General features: G+C 67.0%; 16 protein-coding genes and 1 pseudogene. 7 read left to right on the top strand and 10 right to left on the bottom strand.

The window, feature by feature from the left end; all coding sequences use genetic code 11:
• Positions 1-1,380 (top strand): alpha/beta fold hydrolase (locus tag AB0469_RS01750; RefSeq protein WP_366449273.1); only part of this gene is annotated, 1,380 nt, incomplete at its 5' end.
• Positions 1,381-1,496: 116 nt separating this feature from the next.
• Here the strand turns inward: AB0469_RS01750 and AB0469_RS01745 are convergent.
• From AB0469_RS01745 to AB0469_RS01735, 3 genes are all read right to left on the bottom strand, one after another.
• Positions 1,497-2,792, bottom strand: coding sequence for a PLP-dependent aminotransferase family protein (locus tag AB0469_RS01745; RefSeq protein ID WP_366449272.1), 1,296 nt, complete (start codon positions 2,790-2,792; stop codon positions 1,497-1,499).
• Between the two features lie 120 nt (positions 2,793-2,912).
• On the bottom strand, positions 2,913-4,259 hold the full coding sequence (locus AB0469_RS01740; protein WP_366449271.1) for a cysteate synthase: 1,347 nt from the start codon (positions 4,257-4,259) through the stop codon (positions 2,913-2,915).
• 5 nt (positions 4,260-4,264) lie between these two features.
• Positions 4,265-5,497 carry a cytochrome P450 gene (locus AB0469_RS01735; protein WP_366449270.1) on the bottom strand — a complete coding sequence of 411 codons (1,233 nt, stop codon included), beginning with the start codon at positions 5,495-5,497 and terminating at the stop codon, positions 4,265-4,267.
• A 700-nt stretch (positions 5,498-6,197) separates the two neighbouring features.
• Between AB0469_RS01735 and AB0469_RS01730 the strand changes: the two are divergent.
• Positions 6,198-6,887 (top strand): annotated as a pseudogene (locus AB0469_RS01730) (transposase family protein); the annotation flags it as partial.
• Between the two features lie 69 nt (positions 6,888-6,956).
• Here AB0469_RS01730 and AB0469_RS01725 read toward each other — a convergent pair.
• Entirely contained in the window at positions 6,957-7,496 is a 540-nt protein-coding gene (locus AB0469_RS01725; RefSeq protein ID WP_366449297.1) for an SMI1/KNR4 family protein, read from the bottom strand.
• 970 nt (positions 7,497-8,466) lie between these two features.
• Between AB0469_RS01725 and AB0469_RS01720 the strand changes: the two genes are divergently transcribed.
• Positions 8,467-9,336: a hypothetical protein gene (locus AB0469_RS01720; protein ID WP_366449269.1), complete on the top strand. Its 870-nt coding sequence runs from the start codon at positions 8,467-8,469 to the stop codon at positions 9,334-9,336.
• A 1,059-nt stretch (positions 9,337-10,395) separates the two neighbouring features.
• On the opposite strand, the gene AB0469_RS01715 is transcribed toward AB0469_RS01720, so the two are convergent.
• The 5 genes from AB0469_RS01715 to AB0469_RS01695 all read right to left on the bottom strand — a co-directional run bounded on the left by AB0469_RS01715 (position 10,396) and on the right by AB0469_RS01695 (position 16,120).
• Positions 10,396-11,199 (bottom strand): hypothetical protein, encoded by an 804-nt coding sequence (locus tag AB0469_RS01715; RefSeq protein ID WP_366449268.1) that lies wholly within the window; start codon positions 11,197-11,199, stop codon positions 10,396-10,398.
• A gap of 485 nt (positions 11,200-11,684) precedes the next feature.
• Positions 11,685-12,278, bottom strand: a complete 594-nt coding sequence (locus AB0469_RS01710; protein WP_366449267.1) for an RDD family protein — start codon at positions 12,276-12,278, stop codon at positions 11,685-11,687.
• 390 nt (positions 12,279-12,668) lie between these two features.
• Positions 12,669-13,607 carry a serine hydrolase gene (locus AB0469_RS01705; protein WP_366449266.1) on the bottom strand — a complete coding sequence of 313 codons (939 nt, stop codon included), beginning with the start codon at positions 13,605-13,607 and terminating at the stop codon, positions 12,669-12,671.
• A gap of 178 nt (positions 13,608-13,785) precedes the next feature.
• On the bottom strand, positions 13,786-15,324 hold the full coding sequence (locus tag AB0469_RS01700; protein ID WP_366449265.1) for an FG-GAP-like repeat-containing protein: 1,539 nt from the start codon (positions 15,322-15,324) through the stop codon (positions 13,786-13,788).
• Between the two features lie 286 nt (positions 15,325-15,610).
• On the bottom strand, positions 15,611-16,120 hold the full coding sequence (locus tag AB0469_RS01695) for a hypothetical protein (protein ID WP_366449264.1): 510 nt from the start codon (positions 16,118-16,120) through the stop codon (positions 15,611-15,613).
• 357 nt (positions 16,121-16,477) lie between these two features.
• Between AB0469_RS01695 and AB0469_RS01690 the strand changes: the two genes are divergently transcribed.
• The 4 genes from AB0469_RS01690 to AB0469_RS01675 all read left to right on the top strand — a co-directional run bounded on the left by AB0469_RS01690 (position 16,478) and on the right by AB0469_RS01675 (position 21,769).
• Positions 16,478-20,425, top strand: coding sequence for a polymorphic toxin-type HINT domain-containing protein (locus AB0469_RS01690; RefSeq protein WP_366449263.1), 3,948 nt, complete (start codon positions 16,478-16,480; stop codon positions 20,423-20,425).
• Positions 20,426-20,478: 53 nt separating this feature from the next.
• A complete protein-coding gene (locus tag AB0469_RS01685; protein WP_366449262.1) occupies positions 20,479-20,862 on the top strand; it encodes a hypothetical protein in 384 nt (127 codons plus the stop codon).
• 212 nt (positions 20,863-21,074) lie between these two features.
• A complete protein-coding gene (locus AB0469_RS01680) occupies positions 21,075-21,383 on the top strand; it encodes a transposase (RefSeq protein WP_366449261.1) in 309 nt (102 codons plus the stop codon).
• Between the two features lie 53 nt (positions 21,384-21,436).
• Positions 21,437-21,769: a transposase gene (locus tag AB0469_RS01675; RefSeq protein ID WP_366449260.1), complete on the top strand. Its 333-nt coding sequence runs from the start codon at positions 21,437-21,439 to the stop codon at positions 21,767-21,769.
• A 790-nt stretch (positions 21,770-22,559) separates the two neighbouring features.
• On the opposite strand, the gene AB0469_RS01670 is transcribed toward AB0469_RS01675, so the two are convergent.
• Positions 22,560-24,005, bottom strand: a complete 1,446-nt coding sequence (locus AB0469_RS01670) for a hypothetical protein (RefSeq protein WP_366449259.1) — start codon at positions 24,003-24,005, stop codon at positions 22,560-22,562.
• Between the last annotated feature and the right edge of the window lie 1,050 nt (positions 24,006-25,055).

Genomic DNA, 25,055 nt, shown 5'->3' with positions numbered 1-25,055 from the left:
GGTGATCTGGTGCGGTGGAACGCGGAAGGCGTGCTGGAGTACCTGGGACGGGCCGACGACCAGGTCAAGATCCGGGGATTCCGGATCGAACTGGGAGAAGTCGAGGGAGCGCTCGCCTCGCATCCGTCCGTGGCGCAGGCCGCGGTACTGGTGCGTGAGGACCAGCCCTGTGACAAGAGGCTCGTCGGCTACGTCGTCCCGGACTCCGATGCAGCGCCGGGCGTGGCCGCGTTGCGCACGCACCTGTCCGGCGTGCTTCCCGAGTACATGGTTCCCTCCGCGATCGTCGTGCTGGACGCCCTCCCGCTGACGGTGAACGGGAAGCTGGACCGCGGGAGCCTTCCCGAGCCGGAGTACTCGGCGACGGCCGGCGCCCGGGAGCCGGTGACGGTGCAGGAGCGCCTCCTGTGCGCGGCGTTCGCCGAGGTGCTGGGCCTTCCGCGGGTGGGAGTCGACGACAGCTTCTTCGAGCTGGGCGGACACTCCCTGCTCGCCACCCGCCTGATCAGCCGGATCCGCACCCTCCTGGACGTGGAGATCCCGATCCGCGCACTGTTCGAGGCACCCACGGTCGGAGGTCTCCTGGAACGCCTGAGCCTCCGGTCGGAGCACTCCGCCCTCGACGTTCTGCTGCCCATCCGGACCCGGGGAAGCAAGGCGCCCTTCTTCTGCGTCCACCCCGTGCAGGGCGTGAGCTGGGCGTACGCACCCCTGGCCAGGTACATGCCCCCGGAGTACCCGCTGTACGGGCTCCAGGCGCGGGGCCTCGACGGTGGGGACGGGCTTCCCGGGACGGTCCAGGAGATGGCGGCGGACTACATCGAGCAGATCCGCGCCGTGCAGGGGTCCGGTCCCTATCACCTGCTCGGCTGGTCGTCGGGCGGTGTCGTGGCACAGGAGATGGCCGTTCAACTCCAGGCCGCCGGACAGGACGTGGCGTCCCTCGTCCTGATGGACGCCTACCCGCCGCACGAGACGGGCGTCGCGCTCGACGGAGAGCCCGCTCACCCGTCGCCCGGAGAGGAGGACGCCGCCACGGCGTACATGGCGGACCTCGTGGGCCAGGGTGACGGGCTCGTCGCCGAGCTGTCCGACGAGGAGGTCGCGACTGCCGTCCGCGTCATGCGCAACAATTCCGCGATCGTGGCGACGCACGTACCCGGAACGTTCGAAGGCGATGCCCTCTTGATCGTTGCGGGGGCCGACAAGCCGGAGGGCGCCCGTCTCGCCGGGAGATGGGGACCCCACATCTCCGGAGAGGTGTCGGAATCCCTGCTCCCGTGCAAGCACGAGGACATGACGCGGCCCGACATGCTGCCCAAGGTCTGGGAGGCGGTGTCGGAGTGGCTGAAGGCGAACGGGGAGGAGCAGTCGGCGTGAGTTCCGGCTCCGCCCGATGACACTGCCCCGGAAGGCGAAGAGGTCCTCGCCTTCCGGGGCGGCGTGCCGTTTCCGGTGACCCGACGCCGCCGCCGGGCCGTGTGCCGTCGCTCGCGTCAGTCCTGGGACTGCTCGCGGATGAATCCGGCGAGCCTGTCCAGACCCTCCTCGATCTCGTGGGGGAGGAGATGGCTGAAGGACAGCCGCATGACGTTGCGCGGGGTCGAGTCCGCGTAGAAGTGGTGCAGGGGCGTCCAGAGCACCTGGTGCCTCTGCGCGCAGACCTCCAGCAGGTCGTCCTCGGCGGCGAAGGGGACGGTGAGCAGGAGGAAGAAGCCGCCGGCGGGCGTGTTCCAGGAGACGCGCGCAGAACCATCGCCGCCGAAACGACTGCCGAGGCCGTCAAGCATCTGACGGAGGTTGCTCCGGTAGGTCTCGATCTCGAGCGTATTGGCGGCGCGCAGACTGTGGTCGTTCTCCAGCAGCTTGCCTCCGATGACGGCCTGCGCGATCGGTGAGGTGTTCACGGTCAGCATGCTCTTGATCTTCGCGAGCTGATCGGCGAGTGACTCCGTACCGCCGTGGGGTCCCCTCACCAGCCGATCCGCGACGGCGTAGCCGACCCGGGCGCCAGGAATGCCGGTCTTGGCGAAGGAACCGAGGTAGACGACCTGCCCGGCACCGTCCAGCGACTTGATCGTCGGAGGGCCGGAGGGGTCCCCGAGGAGACCGTACGGATTGTCCTCGAGGATCAGGAAGTCGTGCTCCGCAGCGATCCGCAGCATCCGCTTCCGGCTCTCCAGACTCAGCCGCGTCCCACTGGGGTTCGCGAAATCCGGAACCACGTAGCAGGCCCGGGGGCGCAGACCGGAGGCTTTGGCACGCTCGACGACGGACACCAGGTCGTCGAGGTCGATCCCGTCCCCGGACTCCCTGACCGGGAGGATCGGCATGTCCACCAGCTGTGCGGCCCCGTGCACCCCGACATAGCTGGGCATGACCGAGAGCAGGACGTCCCGGTCATTCCTGCGCAGGGCGCGCAGCGTCAGGTAGAGCGCCTCCTGGCACCCGACCGTGACCACGATCGACTCCGGGTCGACGGTGATGTTCTCATCCACCCGGAGATGTGCCGCTATCAGGTCGTGGATGATCCCCTTGGTACGTCCGTACTGGAGGATCGTGCGGCTCACCGCTGCTTCGTCACCGCCGTACCGGTCCATCAGGTGCCGGCGGTACGTTTCCAGGTAGTGGTGGATCCCGTCGAGGTCGAAGAAGCCCTCGAACGGGCGCCCGGCAGCGAACGAGATGGCATCCGGATACCGGTGCGACACCTCGTTGAGGAAGTTCATGGATTCGCTGACGGGGGATTCCAGGGAATCGTGGAGGCTCGCGAGTTCGAGTCCGGCTGCCATGGGGTCAGCGCCGTGACTGCTCATCGTGCGGGATGCCTTTCTGCTGGGCTGGGCTGGGCTGGGCTGTGCTGTGGATGGGACGGGGCGGGCCGGGATGGGATGGGATGGGGCCGGACGGTGCTACGGGCGGGCGCTGACCAGGGCCGGTCCGGCTGACTGCCCGCGGGCGCGGACGGCACGGAGGATCTCGGATGCGACGACGTCGGGTGAGCTCCCACGACCGACGAGCCACCCTTCCGAGTCCCGGGCGCCGTCGGCAGCCGCTGCGAGCAACCGCTGCCGACCACCACCCGTGACGTTGAGGAGGACCCGCGCGTCACGGGGGATTCGCCGGTCGGCGACGGCGCGCCGCAGACACGCCACGGCTACGGCGGCGGCCGGTGCGATGTCGATCCCCTCCAGCTCCTCGAACATCGCCGCGGCCGATGCGGCAGAGCCGTGGTCCGCCACGAGGACATCGCCGGAGCTGTCTTCGAGGATGTGCTTGACGCCGCCGTGAACGGTGAACGGCGGGGCCGCGTTCACCAACTCCGGGGCGTACACGTGCCCCTGCGCCGCCGGATCGGGCCGGGCGGTCCGCCGTTCGTTCCACGCACGGTGGAGCGGAGCGAACTCGGCGTTCTGGCAGAGGAACAAGCGGGGGATGGTCTGGCCGCCCGTACCGGATTCGGCGATCCGTCGGGACGCCTCGTACGTGGCGATCGCCCCGGCACCGCTGCCGACGGCCTGGAAGTAGAAATCGGGCAGACTGCCCATTTCCTCATACGCCGTCAGCGCGACGACGGCCAGCCCGTCCCGTCGGCCGACGTTCCGGACACCGCCTTCCGCGAAGAACCCGGGGGCAGCGGCGACGATCTCCTCGCCGAACCGGATCGCGTCGTTGTAGGTTGCCCCCTCCAGGCCGACGACGTTGACGTTCCCCGGGACCGGCCCCGCGGAGGCGAGGACCGGCAGGGATCGATCGGGGACCACCAGCACGCACGGAAACTCCAGGAACCGGCTCGCAGAGGCGAAGGCAGCCGCCGTATTGCCCGCCGACGTGACGACCATCACGCCCGGACGGCGCGGGAGCCTCCCCAGGACCGTGTAGGCCTCCAGCTCCTTGAACGTGCCCGAGGTCATGTGGCAGTCGCGTTCGGGCCAGTAACCGCTGAACGAGATCCACAAGTCGCGTAGCCCCAGCGCCGAGCCCAGGCCCTGGCTCCGGTACACGGCCGGCCTGCTGGATCCGGGGACCTCCCGGCGTACGGGCAGCCAGTCGCGGTACCGGAAGATCCCGGACGCTGCCGGTGTGACGGTGAAGGCGGCCGCCCGGTATTCCGTGCGGAGCAGTGCTCCGTCGTGGCAGTCCGGACATCGCAGTCTCAGCCCGTCGTCATCCGCCCGCAGTCCGCATCGGGTGCAGACAAGCGAGTAGTGCGCGCTGGGGATTTCGTGGCACACCTCCTCCGGCACCGAGGTGGTCATCGCGATCACCGGCTCTCGCGGTGCGAGGGAACCAGGCGTACGGGTGCGTATTCGAACCCGGAGATGTGGTTGGACCGCACCCTCCGGACGGTCCCCGCCGGCTCCACGGCCTCCACGCGCTTGGCCAGCTCCTCGAACAGCACACGGAGTTCGCTCGTCGCGAGGGCACTGCCCAGGCAGTAGTGTCCGCCGATACCGAAGGCGAGATGACGGTTGGGCGTGCGGTCGATACGGAATGCGTCGGCGTCCTGGAACACGGATTCGTCGCGGTTCGCCGACGGGTTCCAGACGACGACCCGTTGGCCCTTCTCGATCTGCCGCCCGCCCAACTCCACATCCTGGGTGGCCGTCCGCAGAATGTGGGTACCGGGTGTGGTCCATCGCAGGATCTCGTCCACCGCGGTTCCCATCAGCTCCGGCTCCTGGCGCAGTCGTCGCCATTGCCCCGGGTCGGCGGCGAACTCGAGGAGTCCACCGACCGCCGCGTGCCGCGTGGTCTCGTTACCGCCGGATATCAGGCCGTCACAATTGAGGAAGATCTCCTCGTCGGTGAGGGGTTTGTCGTCGACCGTCCCCAGAACGAGCGCGGAGATCACGTCGTCCTGCGGGTCCCGGCGCCGCTTCTCCACCAATTCCGAGTAATACAAGAGAATTTCGGCGTGGGCCTCAATGGCGTCCCAGCCCGCGGCGCCGTCCTCCTCCACCGAACCGAAGGCGACGCTGGTGCGGTCCAGCATGAAGTCCCAGTCCTCGGGTGGCACACCGAGGAGGTCGCAGATGACCGCGACGGGCAGGCGGGCGGCCGTCCGGGTGAAGTCGTGCTCTCCCTGCTCGATCGCACGGTCGAGCATGTCGCTGACCGTGCGGCGCAGGTTGCTTTCGAGGCGGCGGACCGTGCGCGGGGTGAAGGCGGAGCTGATGATGCGTCGGATCTTGCCGTGCCGAGGGGGATCGGTGACGATCAGCAATTTGCCCGAGGCCGCGGCGGCCGCCGCGGGATCACCCTCGAGCCGCATGCCCTGTGCCGAGCTGAACGTCGTACTGTCCCGAAGGATTTGGGCGGATTCGGTGTAGCTGGTGACGGACCAGTATTCGGTGCCCGTGGGCCGAACGGTCCAGCGGACCGGATCGTTCTCACGGAACCATTTCCAGAAGGGATGAGGATCCCCTTCGCCGTGCAGTCGGGGATCCGCCAGGTCCACGGCTTCGGCTTCGGTGGCGCCTATCGTTGTCGTCATAGGGATATCCCGTCTGGGAACACCCGCCGACATGGCACTCGCCGTCAACTGGCAAGGGCGTACCGGTCCGATCCGGGATGGAGGACGGGAGCGATCGCCGGCGAGTATCCCCGTGTCAAAGGATTCGGTGGTGTGGTCGCGGCAGCAGATTAGCAGGCTGCGGCCGCGGACTGCCTCGGAGTGGAACCCGGTGACCGAATGAACACGGGCCCTGCCGAATGGAGTTGAATCGTCACCCGTACGCGGGCGAGGACCGCGAGAGCGGGCTGGACCTTCGCGCGTTCGGAGGGGTCCTCGGCCATGTCGACGGCTTCGGAGGGGGACACCCCGACCGCAGGGACTGCGTGGCCCCGGAGGCGGCGCTTCCGCGGCTGACGGTCGTCACGCCGAGTCGGCGTTTCGGTGTCGACGATTGCCGGCCGTCCACGGCGCCGGGTCCGGTGGCCGGCCCGTGCAGGAGTGTTCCCCCGTGGTGGCGGCCTGGGGGTGCCCATGTTGATCACCATCAACGACCCCGCCGAGGTCAGCCTCCTCGGATACGGAGCTCTATCAGAGTGGCCACTGATCGGGTGACGGGCCGGCGTCCCGCAACACACGAGGCTGCCGCGCCGTTGAGAGATGTGCTCGACGTCTCAATTCAGCAGCGCAGGTGCCTCGTTGGTTCCCCGTCCTGCCGCACGCTCTGGTCGAGTGGGCATCCATGCTCATCGTCACCCGTGAGGGCGGCCGACGGTGCAAGCTGCCGCCTCACCAGCGTGCTCTCGTCGGCCTGGTCTACCCGCGCCGGCACGACACGCTCGCGCAGATCGCCGCCGGCTTCGGCATGTCCCTCGGGACCGCCCCCGCCTGCGTCACGGCCGTCGTCGAGCACCTGTCCCGCCGGGCACCCGGCCTGTTGCGGGTCCTGCGCGAGACGGAACCTGATCACGTCCTGCTCGACGGGACGCTCGCCGAGTGCGACCGGGTCGGCGACAGCCGTGCCGACTTCTCCCAGAAGCACCGCCGTCACGGCGTGAACGTGCAGGTCGTGGCCGATCCCACCGGCAAGCCGCCGTGGATCTCACCCGCGCCGCCCGGCCGCACCCACGACCTGACCGCGGCCCGTGCCCACCGCATCATCCGGATCTGCGAACGCCAGGGCGTCCCCGTGCTCGCCGACCGCGCCCACATCGGGGCCGGCCCCTGGGTGACCACACCGATCAGACGGCTTCCCGGCCGGGACCCCACCACGACCCAGCGGACGATCAACCGAGCCCTGTCAGCGGCGCGAGCACCGGTCGAACGAAGCATCGCGCGACTCAGGTCCTGGCAGATCCTCCGCCGGGCCCGCTGCAGCCCCAACCGGATGACCGTCGTCGTCGCAGCCGTTCTCCCGCTGGAACGTCAACGCGGACGAGGCTCATTGCCGTTCCAGGGTGAGGGCGGCTCGGCGATGGCCGTCATCCAGTTGAGGACCGCCTCACGACCAGACGAGTCGACCTTCGGTGAACCGACAGACCGGCGAGTCTCCCTCGGCGATCCTCGTCAGCGTCTCCGCCACGGTGTCGAAGTACTGGGCCATCGACTCGTACTGGCCCGTGACCGTGATCTCACCCACGAACCAGCTGCCGACACGCCCGTCCCGCACATCGATGAACTTTCCCCTCCAGCCGTCCTGGTCCGACAGGAACGGGATCCACTCGTTGCGCCAGAACGGGTGGTCCGGCTGGTCCGGAGGGTCGAATCCGCAGGACGTGGAGCGGTTCGCGTGAAGCCTCTCCATCGCCCGGATACCCAGAAAGAAGCTTCCCTCGTCGGGGAACCCGTCGAAGCCGCAGCATGCCACTTCGTCGTCGACGTCCTCCTCCGGCAGATCCAGGTTGTTCTGCAGCAGCCACGTCCGCAGGTCCCCGTGCAGGGAGATCCCCATCCGCTGTTCGGCTGCCGCGAGCATCTGCTCCGTAGCGGGCCCCGGCAGATCCGCGTGATCGGCCGACGCGTGCTCCCGAAGAAGACTCATCACACGCGACCAACTCTCAGCCACACTCATCGCCCTCTGCCCTCTCTGCAGGGATGTCTCCGTCCGACTACGCCACGGCGGAGGTTGAGAAGTACCGGCCGGAGATCCTTGCAGGGATGGTATTTCGAGCGTGCGTTCCATCCCTCCCCGCGATCGTCTTCCGCCCCGAAGCGCAGGGTCGGCCCCTCAGCGAAGTGCCCGCCCGCGACTTTTCACAGACAAGCCACTGTGCCCGGCGGGCCCGGCCGAAGAGTTTCCAGGACTCAAGCGGGGGCCACGGTGTCACCCCGGAGTGGCGAAGCTGAAAACGCTCACGGACCAGGTGAACACGCCCCCGGCCGCCAGCTCCTGGGCCTGGCTCACCCGGTTCCTGATGAACCTGTCGTACTCCATCAGCACCATGTACCTGCTCCACTGTCTGACCGACGCGGTGCGCTACGGGGGCGACGCGGACACCGGCGTACTGGTCCTCGCGGCGCTCGATTTTCCTTGGGATCTCCGATCCGACGCCTCCCGGTGTAGAGTGCAGGACGCCCTTGACCTGCAGAAAGCTGGCAGGGAGCCGTCTTCTAGGAGCTCACATTGCTTCGCACCATGTTCAAGTCCCACATCTGACATCTGGACGTTTTCGCAGGTCAGCGGCATGGCTCTGGGGCTCTGGTCAGCGAATGGTCAGCATCAGCCCCTTGGGTTGTTCACGGGGCACACCAGTCGGCAGTCGCGCATGTTGCTGGCGCAGGGCCGTGCCGGTGCGTCGTGACCACGGCCTTTGTCGCGTGGAACCCGGCGTCGTTGAGGCCGCGCCCGGCCGTCCTCGCCGGTGACACGGGTGCAGTCATCCACCCGACGACGAAGGCAGCAACAGCCTCGTCTCCTTCGTTCAGGCGAAGCGATCGCTATTCCGGCAGCGGTTCGACCGCATAGTTTCTAGCGTCGGCAGCAGTGTTTCGCTGGGCGAGAGGACTCGAACGTGACCGACCCTGCCGCAGGTGTGCGCCCACCCGCTGTGGCGCGCCGGCTTCCCGGCCGGGCAAAGCCGCGAATGGACGTCCTGCGCGAATACGAAGAATTCAATTCTGATCGCCGCAGGGCGATTCCTGCGGTCCTGTGGTCGTTCCTCGCGCCGGACCCGGACCGGTACTACCGATGGCGGGTCCAGCTGGATTGCGCTTGCATCAAGGAGCTGCTGACACCGGACGACCGCATCCCGCCGAGCGAGAGGCAGTGGCGTGGCCTTGGGGAGGGTGAAGCATTACCGCAGGGACAGGTGTACTGCCAGCACGACGATTCCCCCTACCGCGACATCATTGAGTGGGGAGAACGGCGAGAGGTGAGCTTTCCCGCCGACCCGGTGGAGCCACCCGAATGGGCCGAAGCCGACGTGTGGGCCGTGATCCGCCACCATGAAGCACACACGTCGGCCTTCTGGAAGGTAACGCTGGCCTGCGGACGCGTCGAAGAGGTCGTAGCGCCAACCCTCGACTGGAAACCCGATGACGGGCCGCGCTTGGCCGAGGCCACAAGGGTGAAACAGATGATCGAGGAATTCGAGCAGGCCTGGGCCTCAGAGCCGATGCTTCAACCCGAAACCGAACGTGAACACATCCGCCGGATGCTGGCGGCAGGCTGGCCACGTCCGAGGCCGGAACGGTCTTGCCATGCGTGTCCCCAAGCTCGCGCGATTGTCGCGTATCAGCGCGTGGGCTGGCTCGTTCCACGGGATGAGGCGCCGAAGTCCGAAAACCCGCCGCCGGCTCGCGCTGTCTTGGAACGCCGACTGCGCCGGGCCGAGGCTGAGGCTGAGCGGCTACGAGTACAGCTGGCCGGGCACGAGGAGTGACGGGACGCCTGACAGCCGGGCCTCGTGAGCTGCCGGCACTCTTCCGGATCGGAGCCCTTCCGCTCCCACTCACACCGGCGGCGATGGATGGGTGTCGCGCCTGAGTGCGCCCGGGCGCGACACCATCACCCCTCATTTGGCAGGTTCAGGTCAGTATGTGCATCCCGAGTACGGAGCCGTCTTGATGGACGGAGACCGAGCCCGTCCCACTTCGAGTCGCATCCGAGCAGCGGCCATGTCTTCCGTTGGGTGTGGACCTCGGTGCGGTCCCGCTGCAACTGGCCGTTCTCGCGATGGTGGAAGAGGTCCTTCGCGACTCCGGAGAACGCCTCGACCCGGGTCCTGTTGAGACGGAAGACGTGATCGGTGCCGACGGAGTCGATTTGCCGTGGAGCTGTGCGTGCGCGTCTTGGACGCTGTCGGTGGCGGCATGGATCAGGCCCGTGAAGTAGCGCTGTCCTTGCCTCGTGGTCAGGTACTGCGCGGTGGTCGTGCCGTCTCCGGCGAAGGCCGTCAGGCCGGCGGCGGTGGTCGGGCCAGGACCCGCCGAAACCACGGATAGGGTCAACCCACGGAATTGCCTGACCTGCCCGCTCAGCGAACCGCTGGGGCTGTCGTTCCCCCAACGGACAACATCACTTCCCGAGCTGCAGGTCAGCGGTCCAGCCAAAGAATCGGTGTGCGCTGGAGCACGCGCCACCATCCAGCATCTGCGCACCCACGCCGGAGGCACCTGGTGGGAAGCTGGGAACCTCATAGCCCACGCACACGACCCCGTCTCGGCCGGCTGCCTCGTGCACCAGGCTGCGCCTGGCCGACACCACCAGGCAAGAGTGGCTGTCGTGGCCAGCAGCGGTTGTGCCATGAGGAACCGCAACATATGGCTGGGCAGATCGATCGAGGGCGGGGGGACAAGTGTGAGCGGCTCCTGGCGGGCAGGGGTGATCTTGGTCGAGAACCCGCCTACCAGGAGCTTCCTCGTTGCGGCGCAGGACTTTCCAGCTCTCTGTCAGCGCCACCGGCTTGCAAAGCTCACCACCCGACGACAACCCGAAAGCCTTAGCGGCTGGGCAGGCCGAGCGCGAGGTCCTGCTCCGCCAAGGCCTCGATGGCCGCCGAACGGACGGTCTGCGAGGCAGCCGGCGGCTCCACCCTGACCGGTTCGCCGTAGTCGGCGAGCCAGAAGTCGACCGGCTCCAGGGCGAACCCTGGTATGTCCACAACGATCTTGTGCGGGTACGGCTCCTCGCCGGCCAAGAGGTACGCGGTCACCGAGTTGCCGTCCTCGCCCCAGCGCACGGGAACGATGCGCAGGCCATCCTCGGTGATCTCGGATTCACGGGTGGCGCGTCGGCCGGGTTTTGCCAGTTGGTCCGTGACGGTGCGCAGGGCGGTCAAGGCGCACAGGTCGACCATGCTCTTGCGGATCCGGCCCTCCTGGCCGAGCTCCAGCCATTTGCCGCGCAGCTCCTTCTCCAGCCGCTTGCCGTTCGGCTTGGTCGCGGACTTCTGAAGGTGGTCGTCGCTCCACTTCATCCACGTACGGCCGCCACGTTCGACGGCGACCTGGAAGAACCCACCTTGGGCATCGACGCGGCAGTTCTTGTCGCGGTCGACGGATATCTCTACTCCACTGCCGAAGGCGACCGCGGCCTTGGCCGCGACCCGTACCGACGGCGCATCCCTGAACAACTGCATGGACCGGGACAGCAGCGCGCCGTCGGTGCTCTGCTTGGTGTTGCCCGCCCTGCCCGCCCTGCCCGCCCTGCCCGCCCTGCCCGCCCCGCTCTCACAGGCCGTCAGAGCCAGTACCGTCCCCGCCGCCGCGCCCAATACCGCCAGACGTCTTGCCCTGCTCGCCACCGCAAGCCTCATCTTTCGCTCTGAAATCGATCACTACAACTGAAAGGGTCGGGACAGGGTCCTTGGCCAAGCCCGGTGAGGAGTCGTACCCGCGCAAGCTCGTCCGTGGCCCTACCAACGTTCGCCCCAACGCCTACGGCGAACCGGTCATGGTGAAACCGCCGGCTGACTCGCGGACCGTCCGTTCGGCACTCGTAGAGGCCCAGGCTGAGCAAAACCACGCCGACCGCACCCCCTGCCCGCGCGCGGCACGCCGCGGCCGAGGCCAACGGCGCCGCGGAGAGCCAGCAGCCGAATGCACCGCCCCTTCCAACCGGGACGGCCTCCCCTCGCCTGCTGTGACTCGCCCCCCTCGTGGATCTCGGCTTCTGTCACGTTCTCACTGGTCATCGGCGCATCGTCCGTGATGGGGAGTTACACGAACGTCTTACCGTCCCGGAGACCGCCGGGGGCAATGGGTGTGGAGGGGGGAAGGAGGAGCCGCCTCAGCCCTTGGGAACGCGGATGACGACGGTGCTGCACACCTTGTCGGCGAAGGTCTGCTTCTTGGGGTCCCACAGCGGCCAGAGCCAGCCGATGTGGCAGGGGAGGCTGTCGAGGATGTGGGCCAGCTTGCGGACGAAGGCCAGGCCGAACCCGCAGGTCCTGCCGTCGACCTCGCGGCGCAGGCTGATGCCGACCACCTTCTTGCCGATCGACTGCCCGGTGGAGCCCTCCTTGAAGAGCTGGAAGAAGGCCACGGCGACCGCGTACACGATGCCGACGATGAAGAAGACGCCGGGTTCGGCCGTGTCCGGGTCGGCGGCGGTGGCGAGGTCGACGAAGCCCAGGGCGTACATCGGGCCGAGGACGATCAGCGTGTCGAGGAGGTCCGCGCCGACGCGCAGTCCCCAGTGGGCCAGCTCGGCCATCCCGCCCGGCATACCGGGAGCGGGGTCGGCCCCGTAAGGAGCGTGCTGCGGGGGCTGCTGGGGGTACCCGTACTGCGGCGGCACGCCCTGCGGGGCCTGCTGCGGGTAACCGGGCTGTCCCTGTGTGGGCTGCTGGCCGTACGGGTTGTTCGGATCGCTGAAGCTCAAGGTGAGATCTCTTCGTTGTAGGTAGGCGGGAAGACGTGGGCAGAGCGAAGGAGTGCACATCGTCCAGTGAGCGGCTTGTCCATCCTCGGGACACCTGCACCGGAGGGTTTTCACACCGCGCTGACACCCCCTGGCCGGGCCGACAGAAGGAACCTCGGCCAGGGGGAAATGGACGTCAGGAACGTCGGTACCAGCCGGACCTATGGGCTGCCACCCGGCCGGGCACGGTTGCGATAACGCAGCCTTGACTAGGGAAGACGGCCCGCGTCCCCGAGGCACAGCCGAGGCCAAGCGCACCGCGACGGCTGATGGAGCCATGACCTCTGCCCTATGTGATGACGAGTGCTGCCGTCCTACGGTCCCCCGCCGTCACCACGAACGTCATTGCCGTTAGTCGAGGACGTCGGGGATCGGCTCGGTGTTGCTGCGCTGGAGGGCGTTCTTGGAGCCGGCGGCCGGGCCGAGGGCCCAGTCGGAGAGGGCCATGGAGTCCATGTACCGCTCCTCGTCGTTCAGTAGGACACCGATGATGGTCTTGCCGTTGCGGGTCACGGAGAAGACCAGGCACTTGCCGGAAGGGGTGGTGGTGCCGGTCTTGATGCCGATGGCACCCGGGTACGCGTAGCCGGTGGGACGGGGCTGCATCAGGAGGTTGGTGTTGCTCCAACTGCCGACCGTGGCGGTGCCGCCGGTGCTGTAGGTGGTGGTCTTCACCAGGGTCTGGAACAGGGGGATGGTCATCGCGTGCTGGGCGAGCTTCGCCAGGTCGCGCGGGCTGGTGAGGTTCTTGCCGGTCGGCGAGATCCCGTCGAAGGAGTCGTACTCGGTGTTGGTCAGACCCAGTTCCTTCGTCTTGGCGTTCATCTTGGCGATGAAGTCCGCCGTGCGGGCCGCTATGGTCGTACCCGATCCGAAGGTGTCGGCGAGGGCGTACGTGGCGTCGGAGCCCGACGGCAGCATCGCGCCGTACAGCAGCTGACGGACCGTCGGCGTCGCCCCCGCCTTCAGCTGTGCCGAACTCGCCCCCTGGCGGTAGACGTAGTCCAGGTACTCCTGCTTGACCGTGACCTTCTGCTCGAGGTCGAGGCCCGGCAGGGTGGTGACCACCACAGCGGTCATGATCTTCGTGGTGCTCGCCATCGGGCGCTTGGCGTCGGCGTCCTTGGCCATGAGCGTGGCCCCGTTGGTGCCGTTGATCACGATCGCGCCGGCCGCGGTGAGGGTCGGCGCGGGCGCGGCCTGGGCGGGAGCCGTGGCCGTGAGCAGGGCACCGGTGGCGATGGTCACTGCGAGCGTGCCCTTGGCGCGCCGCATCAGGGTGGAGATCACTTCAGTCCTTGATCATGTTGAAGAACACCGGACGGGAGGCGCCGCGAGGGCGCCCCCGTCCGGGAGAACGCCCGGATCCCGGCGTCGGTATCAGCCGAAGCCGCCGGCATCCGGTGAATGGGTGCCGCCGCACCGAAGGAGGTGTCCCGACTGCTGCGTGCGGCGGCGGGCCGCCGGGTCAGAGCTGGACGCCCACGCCCTCGAAGGTGCCGTTGCCCCTGCCGCGGTGGAAGGACATCTTGTTGCCCTTCCAGCTGACGATGTCGAGTTTTCCGTCGCCGTCGACGTCACCGGTGACGATCTTCAGGTTGGTCCAGGTGCCGGCCGCGGCCAGACCGCCGGAGTCCAGGGTTCCGTTGGCGTTGCCGGTCCAGCGGACCAGGGCGCCGTTCTCCCACACGCCGACGACGTCGTCACGGCCGTCGCCGTTGAAGTCACCGGTGCCGAGGATGATGACGTTCTGGAAGGAGGCGTCGGGCCAGATCTTCTTGCCGCCGCTGAAGTCGAGCTGGTTGTTCGAGCCGACCTTGTAGGCGTACAGGTCGCCGTTGGGGCGGGTCGCGAGGACGCCGTCCTTCGGGCTGGCGGGGTCGAGCTTGTAGCGGGTCAGGTGCTTGAGCTGCGCCCAGGTGGCGTTCTGCGGGCTGAGGGTGACGGTGGTGGCGAAGGTGCCGTCGCCCTTGCCGGCGTGCAGGAGGATGCGGTCGCTCTCCCAGACGGCGGCGATGTCGCGCTTGCCGTCACCGTTGAAGTCACCGGCGAATACCCGCTGGACCGTCTTCCACACACCCGGGGTCCCGACGGCCGTCGGGGTCGGCTCGAAGGTGCCCTCGGCGCGGCCGCGGTAGACCTGGAGGGTGCCGTTCTTGTCGACGGCGGCCAGGTCGGCCTTCCCGTCCCCGTTGAAGTCCGCCAGGACGCGGTGGTCGGTCAGGCTGCCGGTGTCGGGGCCCGGCACGGTGACGTTGCCCTTGATCCACTGCCCGAGGTCGTCGACGCGGACGGCACGGGCCCCCCGGCGGGTCTCGCCCTCGGGGGCGCCGAGGCAGGAACCGAGCCATGAACCGGTGGTCAGCGCGACCAGCTCCTGCTGCCCGGCGTTGTCCCGCGTGAGCGGTCCGCCCGCGTCGCCCTGGCAGATCGCCGAGTCACCGGCGGGTTCGAGGTCGACGACCGCGTCGGCGGTGGTGGCGGTGACGTTGAACTGCCCACTGTTCAGCACCCCCGGGACCCAGCTGGTCTTGGTACGCCCGAAACCGGCACTGAGCAGCGCCTGCCCGGCGGCAGGGGCCTGGCCGGCCAGCACCGCCGGGGCGACATTGGCGACCGGCACGCCCAGCTTGAGCAGGGCGACGTTGCGATCCGGGTGGACGACCACGTCGGTGGCCTCCACGACGGCCCCGGTGGTGCCGTTGTTCAGGTCCGTGCGGCCTACGGTGACGGTGGTCTTCTCCTGGAGCTTGCCGCCGACGGGCCGGTCTCCGGTGGCTGAAAGGCAGTTGGCCGCGGTGAGGACGTAGCTCTTGTCGACCAGGACGCCCGAGCAGCCCTTGAGGTGATCACCGATGACGATCTTCGCGGTGAAGGCACGGCTTCCATCGGTGACGGGCGAGCCGGACAGGGAGGAGGCGGGCGTGGCGGTGAGCACGACGGCGGTGGCCGCGGCGGCTGCGGCGGCGGCCGCGACCCGGGGGTGACGGGAACGGTGGGAAGGCATCAACAATGTCTTTCGGAAGAGTGCGTGCGTGGCTTGCGAGGTCGCGGTCGCGGTCGCGGTAGTGGTCGTTGGTGATGGACGACCGCGACCGGGGTGCGCGTGATATTTGGCCAGGGCCGCGGCGTAATGCGCACGCGGCGCGCGTGGGGGAATGCGCAAGTCGGGCGACGGGTGAGGTCTACCCATTCGGCTGTCCGGCCCGCCATCCTGATCCATCTATGGAATTGAAGATTCCGGGCGGGATGGCTGAGGTGTACAGGATCAGATTCCGGACACGGACCGGTGGTCAGCCGGTGACGCGGAGCTCGACGAGCACGGAGGGGGCGCCGTTGGCAGTCCCCTCGCCGACCGGCTTGTAGTCGTTGGCGGGCGCGTCGATGACGGTCTGGGTGCCGGCCGCGGTGACGGTGGCCTTCACCGGGTAGTCCTTGGTCCAGATGCCGAAGGCCGCGGGAAGTTCGAGCGTGACGTAGCCCTTGGGGGCGTTGACGTCGAAGCAGTAGAGCTTCTGGCCGTTGCGGGACTTGACCGTGATGTCCGGGGTCCCAGCGGCGCAGTCGACGAGCGTGATGTGGCCGTCGCCCCTCTTGAGGAGGATCTGCTGCTCGGCCTGGATCTTCGCGGCGTTGGGGTAGGCGAAGTCCTCGACGGCGTCAGGCATCTCGCCGCCGGCGGTGACGCCCGAGGGGGACTGCGGGCCGGCATAGGCCACACCAAGGGTTGCGAACCCGCCGAGGACGGCGGTCGCGCCGATGAGGGTAACGAACAGTGCACTACGGGAACGGGATATCGCCACGGCTTTCCTTCAAAACGGGAATAGAGGAGTCCACATAAGGACTCCCTTTGGAATTCTCAGAAGTAAACCACATGTATGATCCACTCGTTGTCCCGAATCTCGAAGGATCGAAGGCATTTAGCCACACTCTCCTTGGGGAGTGGCTGGTAATCGATCATCTGCCGAGGTGTTTCAATATGGGGGCTAAGTGGAGTCATTAATTCCGAATGGCCAATTGCATGCGCATTGGCTTGATGTCGAGCGAGAGGGGGGCGCCGCATGAAACGGCGAGCATTCCGTTCTGGAGCATTGGGCTCCGCAACGTCATTCCGAACGAGGGGCAGAACACTCCGAGGCATCTGCGGTGCCGTCCTTCCAGTGGTCCTGACCGCCGGCCTGCTGAGTACGTCGTCTGCGACGGCACAGGGGCTGGATGAGGCGTCTTTAGACCGGGAAGAAGTGGTGGACCTCTGGAAAACGGGCGGCGCCGGAGTGCGGGAGGCGGCCGAGCGGGCGCTCCTGGGTACTGACGACGACATCCAGAAGTTCCTCGATGGTGTTGACGCCATCCAGTACGACGATGACTACGTCGACGCGAGTCGGGTCTTCAACGTCGGTGGCACAGCAGTCCGTGAGGCGACGAAGGCAGCCCTCCAGGGAACGCCGGAGCAGCTGCGTGAGTTCCTGCGCAGTGGGTGGCAGAAGCCGCTCCAGGAGGACCGTGAGGTCGAGGCCTCCCGCGCCATCAGCTCCGGTGGCAATGGTGTCAAGGCAGCGGGCAAGGCCGCGCTCCAGGCCGGGCCTGCGGCTGTGACGAAGTTCCTTGAGGAGGATCAGTACAGGGAGCGGGAGACCGACAACGAGGTCGAGGTCTCCAAGCTGATCGACTCTGGTGGCCCGAACATGAAGGCCGCAGGGAAGGCGGCACTGCAGGGCACGCCCGACGATGTCGCCGAGTTCCTGGAGGTGGGGCAGTTCGTCGCCCGTAACCGGGACCAGGAACACGCCACCATCGAGCAGCTGACCGAGCAGGCCAAGCAGGCCGGCCAGCAGGCCGAGGAGGCGACGAAGAAGTCGGAGGAGGCCTCCGCGCGTGCGGTCGCCGCCTCCAGCCTGGCGAAGGAGGCTGCGCAGAAGGCCGCCCGCGAAACGGAGGCGGCCCGTAAGGATGCCGGCCGCGCGAGTGTGAAGGCCCAGCAGGCCGCGGACGCGGCCCGGGCCGCTGCTGCGGCGGCTCAGCAGGCCATCAGTTCGGCCAATGCCGCGAGCCGGTCGGCCCGGATCGCTTCCCTGGCCGCCGCCCAGACCGCGAATGCGGCTGCGCAGGCCGCGAAAGCGGCGAACGATGCCTACAACGCCGCCATCGCCGCGGGCGCCGACGCAGGCAAGGCCGAAGCCGCCAAACAGGCTGCGGCCGTTGCCCGGAACATGGCGTTCCTGACGCGGGAATCGGCCAAGGCCGCGGAGCAGGCCGGCAAGGCCTCGGAGGCGGCCGGGCGTGCCGCGGACGCCTCCCGCAGCGCCAGTACCAACGCCACCGCGGCAGCCGATGCGGCCGAGGCGGCGAACGGGTACGCGGACGCCGCGGGTGTGCACTCGGCCGAGGCCCGCAACGCGGCAGCAGAGGCCCGGCGCCACGCCAATGCCGCCAACCGTGCCGCCAACAACGCCGGCGCGCTCGCCCGCCGCTCGGCCAATGCGGCCTTCGCGGCGCGGGACGCGGCGAACACCGCCGCGAACCACGCCGAGAAGGCAGCTCAGGCAGCCGAACAGGCGGCGAAGTACGCGGGCCAGTCCGCCAATGCGGCAGAAGACTCCCGCAAGTACGCAGAAGCCGCCAAGGAGGCTGCCGAAGCGGCGACCACGGCCGTCAACACGGCGAGGACGGTCCACGAGATCGCTCTGGCGGTCGAGACCGAGGAACTGGCCGGCCGAGCCGAGGCCGCTCTCGAGCGCTCCCGCTCGGAGAAGGCCCAGAGCGAACGCCTGGTCTCCGCGACGGCCGAGGTGGCCCTTCAGGACCGCACCCTCGATGCCACCGCCGCTGCTTTGGCCGCTGAGGCTGCCAAGCCCGATGTCGACGTCAAGGCGACTGCGACCAAGGGCCGCAAGCTCGCGCTGGACGCCCTTAAGCTGCGCGGTCCCTGGAGCCAGCAGGCCGCCGCCACCGCTCTGGCCGGCTCGGATGCCGAAATCCTGGAATACTTGCGGACCGGCTGGCAGAAGGCCGGCGAGGAAGAGGCCAGGGACAAGGTCCTGCAGCTGAGCGTCGCCAGCCCGTACCCGTCCATCCGGCAGGGTGCGGGGGAGGCGCTGAAGGGCACCCCGCAGCAGATCGCCGACTACTACGCGAAGGGCCAGTACGAGACGGGCAAGGACGACCTGGCCGTCGCCGTCTCGAAGGTCAACAACACGGGAGGGCCGAGCGTCAAGGAGGCCTCCAAGGCCGCCCTGGCGACGGGGAACGGTAAGGACCTGGCCATCTTTCTGGAGATGGGCCAGTACGCGGCCCGTTTGACCGACGAGGAGGTCATTGCCTCCAAGCTCGTCAACAGCGGCGGCGACGAGGTCAAGGCCGCGGCCAAGGCGGCCCTGGCCGGAACACCGGAGAAGCTGCACGAGTTCGTCACCGTGGGCCAGTACACGGCCACCCGCAAGGACGACCTTACGGACCATCACCGCTCACAGATCGACCGCCTTCTTTCCGAAGGTGAAATCGTTTCAGCCAAGGCACAGGCCAACCGCTGGCGCGCAGCCGAAGCAGCCGCTACGGCCAAGCAGGCCGCTGGCGAGGCTGCCCAGGCCGCTGGCGAGGCCAAGAAGTCCGCCGACGCCGCGGCAGGCTACGCGGTCAGCGCCAAGAAGTCGGCCGAAGCCGCCGAAGCCAGCTCGGCCAAGGCCAAGCAGTCGGCCAACACTGCACGCAACGCGGCAGCTGCGGCGAACCGAGACGCCGACACTGCCGAAGCCTCCGCTGCCCAGGCGGATTTCTCCGCTGGCTACGCCCGCCAGTCGGCGAGCAAGGCCGACAACGCCGCCCTGCGGGCACGTGCCTCCGCCCTCGCCGCGGGCAAGAGTAAAGACGAGGCTGAGGCCTATGCCGGTCAGGCCTGGGTCGACGTCAAGACAAAGCGTGAGGCGGAGATCGCTGAACAGCTTCGTCGGTACGAGGAAGATTGGAAGAAGCAGGCCGAGGCTGCGAAGAAGAAGAAGCCGAAGTGCATCGTCCCCTACAACCGGGACAGCCTGCCCCCCTGCATGATGGGGGCCGATGCCGACGAGATCATCTTCGCCAAACCGACCCAGGAAGTGCTGCAAATCGTCGGCAAGGTCGTCTGGGAGCTCTCCGGCGGCGCCGACATCGAAAAATGCATCAAGGAACCCGCCTGGGGTGACTGCGCCCTGGCCATCGCGGGTGTCCTCCCCGTCGGCAAACTCAAGCTCGTCAAGAAGGTAGCCGACGGCATCGAAGACGCCGTGAAGGGGTCACGAGTCGGAAAGCACCTTCCGACCTGCGCTGTGAAGCCGAAGCACAGCTTCCCCGCCGGGACACGCGTTTTGATGGGCGACAACACGACTCGCTCGATCGAGCAGCTTGCCGTGGGCGACCAAGTCCTTGCCACCGACCCCGAGACCGGCGTCACTGGCCCACGACGCGTGGACGCGACCATCTACACCCCGGATGACCGCGAGTTCACCACTCTCACCCTCGACGAGAAGCACGACGGAGGCACCCTCACCACCACCGACCACCACCCCTTCTGGTCGGAAAATGAAAAGAAATGGAAGAACGCGGCAGACCTCACACCGCAGGACACCCTCCGCGCCAACGCTGGCGACCCGACGCAGATCGCCGGCGTCCGTCACTGGATCAGCCTCCAGCCCGCTTACAACCTCACTGTCAACGACTTGCACACGTATTATGTGCTGGCCGGCACAACTCCAGTCCTTGTCCACAATGACGTTCCGTGCGAGACTTGGTCGAATCTCGAAAAGGACGACGTCCCAATTCCCCTTGAGAGAGTACCCATGGTGAGCACCTCGGAGCTGCATGAGGCGACGGGTAGGTTCGTCTACGTGGTGCTGCCGGGTGGCGAGTTGCGAGTGACTAGGCTGGGCAGTGTCTATGGCCATATCGACCTTGCGCAGGGTGCCGATGTGGCCGCGGCCGGTGAGATCAAGTTGTGGCAAGGACGTCTCAAGTCCATCGACAATAGGTCTGGTCACTATCAACCGAAGGGGGCGGGGCCGAAGAAGATCGCCGAGGATGTATTTCGCGAGGCCGGTTTCGAAGTCGGCGAAAAGACGTACAAAGAGCGTTGGTAGCGCTTTGACGGCGATCAACTTGGCTGCGCCTGGGGGCGTGTAGAGGATTGCAAGTGTCTGAATCAGATACGTACGAACTGCTCATGAACGGCTTCTCTGAGGTTTCCAGGATTCTCGACGAGAAGAATTCGACCCTCGTTGCAGATCCGATCTTGGCTGAGCTGGTGAGAATTGCGGCTCAAGATCCGTCGTCGGATGGAGTGAAGCTGGCATTATTGCAGGTGCTCGGTTCTCGAGATATGTCTGCGGCTGTGGAAATTGTTCAATATTTCGCCCAGAGCCTCAGGTGGAATTGGCTGCAGATCGAAGTTCGGCAGCGCTATGTGGAGAGCGTCACGAATGGGGATCGAAGGAAGATCCGTCACTACGAGAGAATGTTGGAAGCTTTCTCTGCCGATTGGGAAGATCGCGACCTATTTCCCAGTCTCGATTCCTAGCTAGCCGGTCAAAATTCTGGCCGAGTATAACGTTCGGACCGTAGGGCATCCATGCCCGCCATCCCTGAAGCTCCACAGGCAGAGTTGCCGGTGGAGCTTCAGGGCCTTGTGAGAGTGCGGTGCGTGACGTAATGGCTGATTTTCCATCGCCCGAAAGGGTGACGTTGGGGCATCGCGGCCGGTCAAGCGTTCGGGATTCGCTAGGTGGCGGGATGGTTGATCGCAAGCCGTACTCGAGTGATGTCTCCAACGAGCAGTGGGTGTTGATCGAGCCTGTGATCAGCGCCTGGAAGGCCGGGCGCCCGTCGGCCAGTGGCCACCACGGTAGATACGCGATGCGGGAGATCGTGAACGTGATCTTGTACCAGAACCGCACCGGCTGGCAGTGGGACCTGTTGCCCCACGGTCTGCCGCCCGCCGGTGCGGTGAAGTACTCCTTTGCAAGTGGCGCGACGACGGTAACGACCAGACCATCCACGATCTTCTGTGGTGGCAGCTGCGGGAGAAGAAGCAGCGATTAGCCGACCCGAGCCTTGTCGTTCTGGACACGCAGAGTGTTCACGCCGCCGTCGGAGTGCCGGCCGCCACGACAGGCCGGGATGCCGCGAAGAAGGTGCCGGGCCGGAAAAGATGCCTGGCAGTGGATGTATTGGGCCTGGTCATCGAGGTCGTCGTGCTGACGGCCTCAGCTCACGACAACGCCGCGGGTATCGCCCTGCTGGACGGCGTCGCCGCACAGACCGGCACGGTACGAAAGGCCCTGGTCGACCAGGGGTTCAAGAAGAGCGTAGTCGATCGGGGTAAGCAGCACGGCATCGACGTGGAGATCGTCGAGCGCGACCCCGCTGACAAGGCTTTGTTCCACAGGCCAAGCGCTGGGTGGTGGAACAGACGAACGGGATCTTGATGTTCTACCAGCGCCTGGTCTGTGACCACGAGCACCGGACCGCCAGTTCCCGCTCACGCGGGTTCTGGGCGATGACCTCCGTCAAGGCCCGCCCCGAAGTGCCGGACCGCCCCGCCTACCAGCAGCAGGGGGCATCCTCACCGAACCCGAACCCGGCCTGTTCGGCCAGCCCCTCCCATGACCACCGCCCCGTCCCGTTGACCAGCACCCCACCCAACCCCAAGCGCGGAACAGGCATAACGTCGCGTACTGCACTCTGAGCAGTCGACAGTCGGCGTGAGAGGCGCCGGCGAAAGCTCAGGAACTGCCTAATGAGGACCTGGTTCCCCGGGACCGATCCGCCTGACCTGGTCGGTGTGGGGCAGAGCGTGCAGCGGATGCAGAGAAGGGTGGAGCGTGCCGACCAGGTGCGGGTCGACCGGCAGCCGAGGAGCGGTGAGAGCTCGATGGTGCGGGTGGCTCCCGCCATGTCCCAATGGACGGACGTACGCCCAACTGGGTGGAAGAGCCGGGCATGGAGGGGACACCGGAGTGTGGACGGCAGTTGCGGTGTGCACGTCTCTATCCTCTGCGGAGGATGGGGTATTGCTATCTCCGCAGGGACACGGTGACGGGCATGAGGTGCGCAGTGCCAGCAGCTCGCCGCGTACGCAACGTCACCGTGAAGGTCGGTGACGTGCGGTGCAGCGCCGTTCCGTCGATCGTGGTCCCGCTACATCCAGGAGGCGGGCGCCCTGTGCGGCCGCTCCGGCGGAATGGGAGTGAGCGACCGCTGTTGGTCCGCAGTGGATCAGGAACCCGGAATGTCGAACAAGGGCGGCTGTGAGGCAGGGGGGACGTAGGAGTTCACCTTCGGTCTCTTCTTCGTGCTGCGGCTGCGGGCGCGTGTCGCCCGTGCACGGGGTGTCTCCTCGCTCGTTTCGAACCCCAACACGACGCTGTATCCCTCGCGGGCGCGCTGCAGCCCGAAGTCCCGCAACTGCTCGACGCTGGTTCCCACAGTTCCGACCAGGCCCAGTTTCACCAAATCCGCGAACTCCGAGCCGACGAGGTAGCGGCCCACCCGTTCGTAGCTGAAGATGCGCCCGCCCCTACTTCCGAGCGTGCAGTCGTCGTTCAGGAGAACGCGGGCGTACGAGACGGGAATATACATGCCGTGGGCCAGTTCGGAGGTAGGAGTTGCTGACTCCCGCCAGTGTGCGAACTTCAGGAAGCACGAGTCCTGCGAAAGGCGCCACTCGTGGGGGCGTGCAGGTTTCGAGCTGAGCGTTGCAACCTGGTCCAAGCGGTCCATCTGGTCCAGGAGTTGCTTGTTCACCCGGTATTCCTTGGCCCGGGAGCTTAGTCGTTTGTACTGGACGAGGACGAAGCTGTGGGTGGGGTGATGGTAGTAGATCATGTCCGTGCCCAGCCGGCTCTCGACCGGAGTGGCATTTACGTTGACGACCTCGAGGCGGCGTCCGGTGGAGTCTTCCAGCACGTGAATGTCGCATCGCACGCCACTGAGGCGTCGCCAGTCGTCGAAAAGCAGGTTTTGGCCTCCCAGGCCGGCTCGTACGTCGTGGTCGATAAGGCTGTTCTCCACAGGATCCGGGATCAGGCCCGCGAGGTAAGGAGCGTCCCGTGAGGCGGGGCGTCCCCAGGCCGACAGTGCAGAGTAAGGGAAATCGGTTACACGAGTGAGGGACTGAGCCGCGTCTCTCTGTTCCTGCCACGCACGGTCCGCCGCGTCCTCGGTATCGAAGCGGATCGGGTTGAGATTGGCGAGCAGCCAGTCGATGTACGGGGCCAACTCGGGGTGACGCCTCAGGAGTGCTTCCTGGAGAGCCTGCCAGGTTCTCTTGCCGAAGTGTCCCGCGCTTCCCGAGAGGGCCTGCTCCACGTGGGATCGATGCGTCGATGAAAGGGAGGCCAAGATCCCGTCGGGACCGTCCAGAGGCACCAGTCGCGGACATCTGCGCATGGGCTCGATGGTGATGCTGCTGTCGACCGGTCCTACGGTGTTGAAGCGCTGAACCGATCCGACCCAGGTGATGAAGCGGCCGCGTTCGGAAAACTCGCCGCGGCTATTGTTCGTGGGAGAAGTCCGGTTGTCGCAAACCAGAAACGCTAACCGGGTACCGGTATCGGACGTGTCGAGCCCTGTGGGTAGCCCCTTTGTAAAGCGTTCTGTGATGAGCCAGTCGGATTCGTTCTCGGCCATCTGGGCCGAGGTGAGGGTCACTATGTACGTCACGAGCCGACTCTATCGACGCCACCGTGCCTGCAAGCGCCCGTTGGTCCGGCAGGCGTTCGCGCGGGCGCGCGTGGCTGAGCCGGATCCAGTTCGGGTTCCGGACGACTGGGCCAGTACCGTCTGCAGCGAGCGAAGGACTGGTGGAACTGCGTCATGGCAATACGGCAACCGGCCCCGGATGCAGAGGGTGCGACCTGGCTCGCGGTGCCCGGTCGCTCCATCACCCGGTGGGCAAGCCTGAGGTGCTCCCTGGGGAAGCGGGCCAGCCTGTGCCCCTCCGATCCGCGTGACGTGTTGTCAGGAAAGTCAGCATCTGGTCAGCATCAGTCCCCCCATGTTCCGAAGAGGCTGGCCGATGCGAAGTCTGGCCGGCAGCGTCACAGCGGCCTCGTGCCCACGGAAGTGCAGGCCAGGAGTCTTCTCGTCCGAGGCGGTGGATTTTCCTTTGGATCTCCGATCAGACGCCTGCCGGTGTAGAGTGCAGGACGCCCTTGACCTGCAGAAAGCCGGCAGGGAGCTGTCTTACGGGAGTCCAACATGCTTCGCACCATGTTCAAGTCCTACATCTGACATCTGGACGTTTCCGCAGGTCAGCGGCGTGATGACGAGCTCTTGGTCAGCAAATGGTCAGCATCAGCCCCTGGGGCTGACCACGGAGGCACACCCGGCGGCGGTCGCGCATGTTGCTGGCGCATGGCGTGCCGATGCGTCGTGACCACGGACTTTGTCGCGTGGAACCCGACGTCGTTGGGGTCGCGCCCGGCCGTCCTTGCCGGTGACACGGGTGCAGTCATCCACCGGACGGCGAAGCGGCGACAGCCTCGTCTCCTTCGTTCAAGCGAAGCGATCGCTATTCCGGCAGCGGTTCGACCTCAGAGTTTCTAGCGTCGGCAGCAGTGTTTCGCTGTGCGAGAGGACTCGAACGTGACCGACCCTGCCGCAGGTGTGCGACCGCCGCCGAAGCGCGCCGGCTTCCCGGCCGGGCAAAGCGGCGCACGGCCGTCCTGCGCGAGTACGAGGAATTCAATTCCGAGCGACGCAGGGGGATTC

It is taken from the genome of Streptomyces sp. NPDC093801 (assembly GCF_040701585.1).
In the GTDB taxonomy this organism is placed as follows: domain Bacteria; phylum Actinomycetota; class Actinomycetes; order Streptomycetales; family Streptomycetaceae; genus Streptomyces.
This window is presented reverse-complemented; position numbering and strand designations above follow the sequence as displayed.